We start from the raw sequence: 8,836 nt of genomic DNA on the forward strand, positions 1-8,836 counted from the left end.
CGGAAACGCGGGAGCACCCGCCGCCGCTCCTGCCGCAGAAGAACCTGTGAAGCGTCCGCGCCGCCGCCGTGCTGCGCGCAGCCCGCAGGGTTCCGCCGACGCACAGATCATCAAGGCCGGCGCTTCCGAGCCGGCAGCGCAGGGGAGCAGCACGACGGCGGCGCCAGCCCAGGCGCCCGCCAAGCCGCGCACTGAAGCTGCCGCCCCGGTGATCCTTGGCGTCGGGGTTCCTGCCTCGGACCTCTAGGCACCACTGCCCAGCAGGCCGCCGTCCAGTACTGGACGGCGGCCTGCGGTGTTTTCCGGGCCTGCCTGAATCCCCGAGTTGGGCCGTGTTTTCCGGGCCTGCCTGCGGCGTTCCCCGGAGTTGCCGGCATTCTCCGGGCCTGCCGGCGTTTCCCGAGTTGGGGGCCGTTCAGCAGCCCTCCGGAATACTTGTTTGCTGGATCAACCGGGCCGTCTGCGTCTGCGGGGACGGTGAAGGTCCGGAAGTGTTATAAAGTAGTCCCTAGCGCAGTGACGTCCGTGCGATAGCACGCTGAAACCGCCGTGCATTTGCGGCTTATGGGTGCCTTAGCGTAACCTTGAACTTCGGTGCGAACGCCTTCCAAGCCGTTTTCGGTACAGGGCGTGACTGCATGGCGCAAGCCGGACACATATCTGGTCCGGGAAGTGCGCATCCTAGTATTAAACGTCGAGAGAAGTGAGTTCCCAAGTGGTGTACGCGATTGTCCGCGCTGGCGGCCGCCAAGAAAAGGTTTCCGTTGGAGACCTCGTAACCCTGGACCGCGTCCCCGGTGGAGCCGGTAGCACCTTTGAGCTGCCTGCCCTGCTTTTGGTTGATGGCGACCAGGTCACCTCTGCCGCTGCGGACCTGGCAAAGGTTACGGTTACGGCAGAAGTTATCGAGAACTTCCGGGGTCCGAAGATTGTTATCCAGAAGTTCAAGAACAAGACCGGTTACAAGAAGCGTCAGGGCTACCGCTCTTCGCTGACCAAGGTCAAGGTCACCTCCATCAACTCCTGATTCCTACGTTCAGGCTCCTCCGGGGGCCGGAACGGCGGGATTGTGCCCGCCAGGCATCAAGATCAGTCAGAGCAAAGGCAGGATTAGAAAATGGCACATAAGAAAGGTGCGAGCTCTACTCGCAACGGCCGCGACTCCAACGCACAGTACCTCGGCGTGAAGCGCTTCGGCGGCCAGGTTGTCAAGGCAGGCGAAATCATCGTCCGCCAGCGTGGCACCCACTTCCACCCCGGCGCAGGCGTTGGCCGCGGCGGAGACGACACGCTGTTCGCCCTTGAGGCTGGCGCTGTCGAGTTCGGCAGCCGTCGTGGCCGCCGTGTTGTGAACATCGTCGCAGCAGCCGAGTAATTTCCGGCTAAACAGCTTTTCCGGTGGGGCGGGCCATGATGGCCCGCCCCACCGTCTTTTTTAAGCCGAGTAGACTTGGCTTGATCCAAATTTTTCAACAAGGAGAACCATGGCCAGCTTTATAGACCGTGTTGTACTGCATGTTTCGGGCGGTGCCGGCGGCCATGGGTGTGTGTCCGTAAAGCGCGAGAAGTTCAAGCCGCTGGGTGGTCCCGACGGCGGGAACGGCGGGGACGGCGGCGACGTCATCCTCCGTGTGGACGGGCAGACCACCACCCTTCTGGATTACCACCACGCTCCGCACCGCCACGCCGGCAACGGCGGCCCTGGCATGGGCGACTGGCGCGCAGGCAAGACGGGGGAGACCCTTGTCCTTTCGGTTCCGGAGGGAACCGTGGTCAAGTCCAAGGCCGGCGAAGTCCTGGCCGACCTCGTTGGCATGGGCGCCGAATACGTTGCTGCCGCGGGCGGACAGGGCGGCCTGGGCAACTCGTCGCTCTCCTCGCAGAAACGCAAGGCCCCCGGTTTCGCCCTGCTCGGGACCCCCGGAGACGAGCGGGACATCGTCCTTGAGCTCAAGTCCATCGCCGACATCGCGCTGGTAGGTTTCCCCTCCGCCGGCAAGTCCTCGCTGATTGCGGCCATGTCCGCGGCCCGGCCCAAGATCGCCGACTACCCGTTCACCACCCTGATCCCCAACCTCGGCGTTGTGCAGGCAGGGGATGTCCGCTTCACCGTTGCCGACGTTCCCGGACTCATCGAAGGCGCGTCGGAGGGCAAGGGCCTGGGACACCACTTCCTCCGCCACGTTGAGCGCTGTGCAGCCCTGGTCCACGTCCTGGACTGCGCTGCCCTGGAAGCGGACCGCGACCCGCTCAGCGACCTCGACATCATTGAGGCGGAGCTGGAGAAGTACGAAGTCGACATGAGCTACGCGGGTGCCGACGGCGACGTCGTGCCCCTGAACCAGCGTCCGCGCCTGGTTGCCTTGAACAAGGTCGATGTCCCCGACGGGCGCGACATGGCTGAATTCGTCCGCCCGGAACTGGAGAAGCGCGGCTACCGGGTCTTCGAGGTCTCCGCCGCGAGCCACGAGGGCCTGCGCGAACTCGGCTTCGCGATGGCGGCGATTGTCTCCGAGGCCCGCAAGGCCGTGGCGACCGCTCCGCCGCGGATCGCCCCTCCGGTGCTTCGCCCCAGGTCCGTCAACGGCAAGGGTGGATTCACCATCCGCCGCGAGGAACGAAACCTGGAGCCGCTGTTCCGCGTCATCGGCGACAAGCCCGTGCGCTGGGTCCAGCAGACCGACTTCACCAATGACGAAGCCGTCGGCTACCTGGCGGACCGCCTGGCCAAGCTCGGCGTCGAAGAACAGCTCTTCAAAGCCGGTGCCAAGCCCGGCGACGCCGTCGTTATCGGCGAGGGCGACGGTGTGGTGTTCGACTGGGAGCCGACCATGATTGGCGGCGCCGAACTGCTCGCTGCCTCTCCGCGCGGGTCCGACATCCGCATCGAGGACTTCTCCCGCCCGACCCGCAGCGAAAAGCGCGAAGACCACCAGCAGCGCAAGGACGCCCGCGCGGCGGCCCGCGCCGAGCTGGAAGCCGAGCGCAAGGCCGGAATCTGGACCGAATCGGTCAACTACAAGCACTCGGCGCCTCCGGCCAAGGAAGACGACTAAATCCCTTAACAGAAGAGGGGCGAAGCCGGTCTTCGTCATAGGCTGGATGCGTCATGAGTGAAGAATCAGAAGCACAGTTCCCTTCCATCCCAAAACGGCCGCTGAAGTCGCGGGCGGGCCTTGCCCGCGCGCGGCGGATCGTCGTCAAGGTCGGCTCCTCATCGCTGACGTCCGTCGCTGGCGGCATCTCCGATGAAGCGCTGAAATCCCTCGCGGACGTCCTGGCGGCCCGGCGGCGGCAGGGCACGGAAGTGATCCTGGTTTCCTCCGGTGCGATCTCCGCCGGCCTCGCGCCGCTGGGCCTGTCAAAGCGGCCGTCCCAGCTTTCGACGCAGCAGGCCGCGGCCAGCGTGGGGCAGGGGCTGCTGATGGCCCGATACACCCAGGCCTTCGGCTCCCATGGCGTTACCGTCAGCCAGGTCCTGCTGACCGTGGAAGACCTGATGCGCCGGACGCACCACGCCAACGCGCACCGGGCGATGGAACGGCTGTTGAACTTCGGTGTCGTGCCTATCGTGAATGAGAACGACACGGTGGCCAGCCACGAAATCCGCTTTGGCGACAATGACCGCCTCGCGGCCCTCGTTGCCCACCTGGTCAAGGCTGATGCCCTGATTCTGCTGTCCGACGTCGACGCGCTCTACGACGGACCGCCGTCGGCCGGTGCCCGGCGCATCCCGGAAGTGACCGGTGTGAAGGACCTCGAAGACGTCCGGATCGGCAAAGTCGGCAAAGCCGGGGTGGGTACCGGGGGAATGGTTACGAAGGTCGAAGCCGCCACCATTGCGGCCCAGTCCGGAATCCCGGCCCTGGTTACCTCGACGGAAAACGCCGCCGCTGCCCTGGCCGGGGAAGATGTTGGCACCTGGTTCGCGACACGGGGAGTGCGCCAGCCGATCCGTTTGCTCTGGCTGGCCCACCTGGCCCGGATCCAGGGCAGCCTGGTGCTCGACGACGGCGCGGCGCGGGCCGTGGGGGAGCGGCGCCGGTCGCTGCTGCCCGCAGGCATCGTTTCCGTGCAGGGCCACTTCGAACCCGGAGATCCGGTGGCGCTGTGCGATACCTCAGGGCGCACCCTCGCCCACGGGCTGACCAACTACGCTTCGGACGAGCTGCCCAAAATGCTCGGCCGCTCCACCCGGGAACTCGCACGCGAACTTGGCCATGGCTATGAGCGTTCCGTAGTGCACGTTAATGACCTGGTGATCCTGCACCCCCACGGCTCCGAAGCGGCCGAGAAGGCAGCGATGTCACGGACCGGGCAGGCAGCCGGCGGCGCCGCTACACTGGGAGCATGACCGCCGTGAACACCTCTGCCGTGACTTCCGCCACTGAGAACCGCACGGGAACTGCCGCGCCGTCGCCAGAGGAAGTTGAAGCTGGGGTCCATCGGATTGCCGACCGTGCGCGGACCGCTTCCAGGCGGATGGCACGCGCCAACCGGGCCTGGAAGGACCTGGCCCTGGAAAAGATCGCCGAAGACCTCGTCGCCAAGCGGGACGTCGTGCTCGCCGCGAACGCAGAGGACGTGCGCCGGGGCCGCGATGGCGGCACGTCCGAGGCCATGCTGGACCGGCTGTCGCTGACCCCGGAACGCATCGAAGGCCTTGCCGCCGCTCTGCGTAATCTGGCCGGTCTGCCGGACCCCGTGGGATCCGTGGCCCGGGGACAGACCCTGCCGAACGGACTGCGCCTGCGGCAGGTCCATGTTCCCCTCGGTGTCGTGGGCGCCATTTACGAAGCCCGGCCCAACGTCACGCTGGATATCGCAGGCCTGGCGCTCAAGAGCGGCAACGCTGTCATCCTCCGGGGTGGAAGCGCCGCGGCCTCGACCAACACTGTGCTCGTGGACCTGATCCGGGACGCCCTGGATACGGTAGGCCTGCCCTCCGACGCCGTCCAGACCATCGACGGCTACGGACGGCCCGGCGCCAACGTGCTGATGAAGGCACGTGGCCGCGTCGATGTCCTGATACCCCGCGGCGGACGCGCCCTGATCCAGAACGTGGTCACCAACGCCGCAGTGCCCGTCATCGAGACCGGCGAAGGCAACGTCCACATCTACCTGGATGAAAGCGCGCCCGAAGAGATGGCGTCAGAGATCCTGCTCAATGCCAAGACCCAGCGGCCGAGTGTGTGCAATACGGTGGAAACGCTGCTTGTGCACAGCGCCAGCACGGCGGCCCCCGCAGTCCTGGCCGCCCTCGCTGCCTCGGGCGTGCGGCTGCACGCCGACGAAAGGGTGCGCGGGATCCTGCCCGACGGCGTTGAGGCCGCAGCCGCCACGGACGAAGACTGGGGCCGCGAATACATGGACCTCGATTTGGCCGTCGCCATGGTTGACTCCATGGACGAAGCCCTCGAGCATATCCGCCGCTGGACCACCGGACACACCGAGGCCATCATCACCAACGACCTCGCCAACGCCGAACGCTTCATCGCCGAGACCGACTCCGCTGCGGTGATCGTCAACGCCTCCACCAGGTTCGTCGACGGCGGGGAACTGGGGCTCGGCGCCGAGGTCGGCATCTCAACCCAGAAGATGCACGCGCGCGGTCCGATGGGCCTGAAGGAACTGACCACCACCAAGTGGATCATCCAGGGCGAGGGACAGGTGCGCGGCTAGCGCACTCACCACCTGGTCCGGACTGCGTTGTTCGCGCTGCGGACGCGTACCATTGATGTAGAAACGATGCTCTGCCGGCTTCCCCGGCGGTTGATTTAGGGAGATTCATGCTGATCCAGCTTTCCAGTGCTGCGCTGATGGCGGCCGAAGTAGCCGAAGAACACGCCGAGGGCACCCCGGCCCTTGTCTACGGTTCGGTCATTTTTGGCATTTTCATGGTTCTGATGTTCGTAACCATGGCGTTCACGAGCCTCGGCCACCGCCACGAGGCAGCTGTGGACCACGTGGATCCCCAGCGCCAGCATCCCAACAAGCACGACCACGGCCAGGGCATCGCCGAATAGGCTTCCGCCTCAGGTGGAACCGCTGGAACCGTGAACACGCGCATGAACACAGCAGACAGCACGGCTAACGGGCAGCGCCCCTACCGCCTTGGCGTTATGGGTGGAACGTTCGATCCCATCCATCACGGCCACCTGGTGGCTGCCAGTGAAGTGGCATCGGTGTTCGACCTCGACGAAGTGGTTTTTGTGCCGACCGGCGAACCGTGGCATAAGTCTGCCCAGGAGGTCACTCCAGCAGAGCACCGTTACCTTATGACGGTAATCGCCACGGCCGCCAACCCGCGGTTCAAGGTCAGCCGGGTGGATATCGACCGGCCCGGACCCACCTACACAATTGATACGCTTAGGGATCTGCGCCGCGCTCGTCCGGATGCTGAACTGTTCTTCATCACCGGGGCGGATGCCTTGGCGCAGATCCTTTCGTGGAAGGACGTCCAGGAATTGTGGACACTGGCCCACTTTGTGGGAGTGACCCGGCCGGGGCATGAACTGCAGAACATGGGCCGTGACGACATCAGGCTCCTGGAGGTCCCGGCGATGGCGATTTCCTCGACGGACTGCCGCCAGCGGGTCGCAGCGTCGGAACCGGTCTGGTACCTGGTGCCGGACGGCGTCGTGCAGTACATCGCCAAGCACAATCTCTATACACCTTCGCAGCAGCAGGTACGGGCTGCCACGACTGAACCAGTAGCCTGAGCGATCAACACCGGATGGGTAGGAAATGACTGACGGTCCAGAGTCCGCAGAAGCACCTCGACGCAGCCGCCGTGCGGCCGGCTCGACGGCTGCTGCGGGGCACCAGGAACGGGAGTCCCAGCAGCGGGCACGGGACCGTGAAGCGCTTCGTGCTTACAAAGCCCTCACCGACAGCGAGAAGCGGCCGGAAGAATCCAGTGCAAACCCGCCCACCCGGCGCCAGCTGAGGATTGCGCAGCAGCAGTCACAGCAGGCTGCCCGCGAAAAGGCTGGGCGCGGCCCGCAGGAGTCACCGACTCCTGCAACAAGCCGACCACCCCAAACTGATTCAGCACCGCATGCCGATTCAGCCTCTTCCGCACCGGCCAACCGGTCCGGTTCCAATGCGGTTCCAGCAGCGGCGCCTCCCTCTGTTCCCTCGGCACCTGTTTCCCCGGCCCCCGCTGCCGGGTCCGGCCGGCGCTCCGGTCCAGCCGCGCCGAACCGCCAGACCGAACCTGCAGGCCAGGAACCCAGCCGCAGGGAACGCCGGCGGCGCGCAGCCGAAGAGCAACAAACCCCTGTCATTACGCCCGTTACTCCCGCGCCGAACCGCGCCCCGGCAGTGCAGGCCCCTGCCACTCCCGCAGCGGGTTCAACAGCACGGGAAAAGACTCCCAAGCTCGCTCCCGAGCCCCAGGAGGCCACGCCGTCTGCTGCCACCGCGCAGCCCCAGGCCGCCCCGCAGGCTGCCGGGCCGGAAGCATCTGCCGCCGACGTCAACGCCGACATTGCGAACATGTCCGTTGAGCAGGCCTTGGCGGCCCGCGAGGCGCTGAAACATCAGGCGCGCAATCAGGTAGCGGCCATGGAAGCCCTGCAGAAGGCCGATCCCCAGGGCGTGGACCTGGAGCTCCTGGCGCAGCAGCGGGCCCTAGCCGAACGCGCCGCCGTCCTTAACCGGCGGACACAGAACATCCAGCGCCTGGCCCAGGAGAACGAGCAGCGCCGCTCACCCCAGTCAGATCCGACGACTGCGCACAATCTGGCCATGGTCACGCCGCTTGAATTCGTCGAGGTCCCGGGCCTGGAACGGCCGGTCATGAAGCGGCCGCCGACGTCCCACGTCCCTGTGGTCACCTCGTCCAACCCTGCTTCCCGGCAGGCACCAGGCACCGGCCGGATGTCATCCGTCGGTCAGCCGGCGCAGGCGGGCCGTCCGGGCAACGCGCGGGGAAAGTCCGCGGCTAAACCGGACGTTCGTCATTCGAAGATCCTGGCCCGCGCCGATGCCTTGGTGAACGCCCCGCTGGAGGCGGACCAGGGCGCCAAGCCAATCGGGGCGCGCAGCGCCTTCGGACTGGACCCCCTGGATGTTATGACTGCCGGCCTTGGCCGTAGCCGGAGGATACGTGCTGTGTCCCTGGGAGTTGTTGGTGTGGGCCTGGCGGCCCTCATCCTCGGAATAATACTGATCGTCGGCGGCCTTGGCAGCTGATACCACACAAGGAGAAACGTTGAGCGCCACCGAATCATCCATAGATATTGCCCGGACTGCGGCCAGAGCGGCATCGGCCAAGCTGGCGGATGACATCGTCGCGATCGACGTGAGCGAACGGCTGGCCATCACGGATGTCTTCCTCATCGCCTCCGCGTCGAACGAGCGCCAGGTCAACGCGATCGTCGACGGCGTCGAGGAAGAACTCGCAAAGTCCGGACTGAAGCCGGTCCGCCGGGAAGGCCGCAGCGAGGGACGCTGGGTACTGCTGGACTATGCGACTGTCATCGTCCACGTCCAGCATGAAGAAGACCGGGTGTTCTACGCCCTTGACCGCCTCTGGAAGGACTGCCCGGCGGTTGACCTTCAGCTTCCCGAAGCCCCGGCAGCCGACGCATAATCGCAGGTTAGGTGTGGGGCGGTGGCTTCCAAGCTGCCGCCCTTCGCCGCGCGAATATCAACCATGTAGTTTGATTTTGCACTCCCGCGCTTGTGTACTAAAGTAGAGGAGTTGCTTCGGCCCGGAGGAAAAAATCCGGACTGGAAATACACTTGATTTTCTGCTGAATTCAGCAGTTTTTCGGGGCTGTGGCGCAGCTGGTAGCGCACCTGCATGGCATGCAGGGGGTCAGGGGTT

11 protein-coding genes are annotated in these 8,836 nt (G+C 65.6%); 10 read left to right on the forward strand and 1 reads right to left on the reverse strand.

The genetic code is table 11. The features are described 5' to 3' along the window. From RTN46_RS15260 to rsfS, 10 genes are all read left to right on the forward strand, one after another. A partial coding sequence (locus tag RTN46_RS15260; RefSeq protein ID WP_312182643.1) for a hypothetical protein occupies positions 1–247 on the forward strand: 247 nt, incomplete at its 5' end. 468 nt (positions 248–715) lie between these two features. Beyond that, a complete protein-coding gene (rplU, locus tag RTN46_RS15265; RefSeq protein ID WP_312182655.1) occupies positions 716–1,027 on the forward strand; it encodes a 50S ribosomal protein L21 in 312 nt (103 codons plus the stop codon). A gap of 90 nt (positions 1,028–1,117) precedes the next feature. Continuing rightward, positions 1,118–1,375, forward strand: a complete 258-nt coding sequence (gene rpmA, locus RTN46_RS15270) for a 50S ribosomal protein L27 (protein WP_066297244.1) — start codon at positions 1,118–1,120, stop codon at positions 1,373–1,375. Positions 1,376–1,484: 109 nt separating this feature from the next. After that, positions 1,485–3,056: a GTPase ObgE gene (gene obgE / locus RTN46_RS15275; RefSeq protein WP_312182646.1), complete on the forward strand. Its 1,572-nt coding sequence runs from the start codon at positions 1,485–1,487 to the stop codon at positions 3,054–3,056. A gap of 53 nt (positions 3,057–3,109) precedes the next feature. Continuing rightward, positions 3,110–4,354, forward strand: a complete 1,245-nt coding sequence (gene proB, locus RTN46_RS15280) for a glutamate 5-kinase (protein ID WP_312182647.1) — start codon at positions 3,110–3,112, stop codon at positions 4,352–4,354. Continuing rightward, positions 4,351–5,682 (forward strand): glutamate-5-semialdehyde dehydrogenase, encoded by a 1,332-nt coding sequence (locus RTN46_RS15285; protein ID WP_312182649.1) that lies wholly within the window; start codon positions 4,351–4,353, stop codon positions 5,680–5,682. Before proB ends, RTN46_RS15285 begins: the two co-directional genes overlap by 4 nt. 107 nt (positions 5,683–5,789) lie before the next feature. Further along, on the forward strand, positions 5,790–6,026 hold the full coding sequence (locus tag RTN46_RS15290) for a hypothetical protein (protein ID WP_312182650.1): 237 nt from the start codon (positions 5,790–5,792) through the stop codon (positions 6,024–6,026). Between the two features lie 42 nt (positions 6,027–6,068). Beyond that, positions 6,069–6,722 carry a nicotinate-nucleotide adenylyltransferase gene (gene nadD / locus RTN46_RS15295; protein ID WP_312182651.1) on the forward strand — a complete coding sequence of 218 codons (654 nt, stop codon included), beginning with the start codon at positions 6,069–6,071 and terminating at the stop codon, positions 6,720–6,722. A gap of 604 nt (positions 6,723–7,326) precedes the next feature. Next, entirely contained in the window at positions 7,327–8,199 is an 873-nt protein-coding gene (locus RTN46_RS15300; RefSeq protein WP_312182652.1) for a hypothetical protein, read from the forward strand. 19 nt (positions 8,200–8,218) lie between these two features. Beyond that, positions 8,219–8,599, forward strand: a complete 381-nt coding sequence (gene rsfS / locus RTN46_RS15305) for a ribosome silencing factor (protein WP_312182653.1) — start codon at positions 8,219–8,221, stop codon at positions 8,597–8,599. On the opposite strand, the gene RTN46_RS15310 is transcribed toward rsfS, so the two are convergent. Then, on the reverse strand, positions 8,566–8,836 hold a 271-nt coding region (locus tag RTN46_RS15310; protein WP_312182654.1), incomplete at its 5' end, for a hypothetical protein. The two genes, rsfS and RTN46_RS15310, sit on opposite strands and share 34 nt — an antisense overlap.

Origin of the sequence: Arthrobacter sp., assembly GCF_031988865.1 — a bacterium.
Classification (GTDB): domain Bacteria; phylum Actinomycetota; class Actinomycetes; order Actinomycetales; family Micrococcaceae; genus Arthrobacter_B.

What these genes read in the sequence shown, in the direction of transcription:
- proB (WP_312182647.1), top strand. Translation starts at nt 3,110, where the DNA reads ATGAGTGAAGAATCAGAAGCACAGTTCCCTTCCATCCCAAAACGGCCG.
- nadD (WP_312182651.1), top strand. Translation starts at nt 6,069, where the DNA reads ATGAACACAGCAGACAGCACGGCTAACGGGCAGCGCCCCTACCGCCTT.
- RTN46_RS15285 (WP_312182649.1), top strand. Translation starts at nt 4,351, where the DNA reads ATGACCGCCGTGAACACCTCTGCCGTGACTTCCGCCACTGAGAACCGC.
- rpmA (WP_066297244.1), top strand. Translation starts at nt 1,118, where the DNA reads ATGGCACATAAGAAAGGTGCGAGCTCTACTCGCAACGGCCGCGACTCC.
- obgE (WP_312182646.1), top strand. Translation starts at nt 1,485, where the DNA reads ATGGCCAGCTTTATAGACCGTGTTGTACTGCATGTTTCGGGCGGTGCC.
- RTN46_RS15290 (WP_312182650.1), top strand. Translation starts at nt 5,790, where the DNA reads ATGCTGATCCAGCTTTCCAGTGCTGCGCTGATGGCGGCCGAAGTAGCC.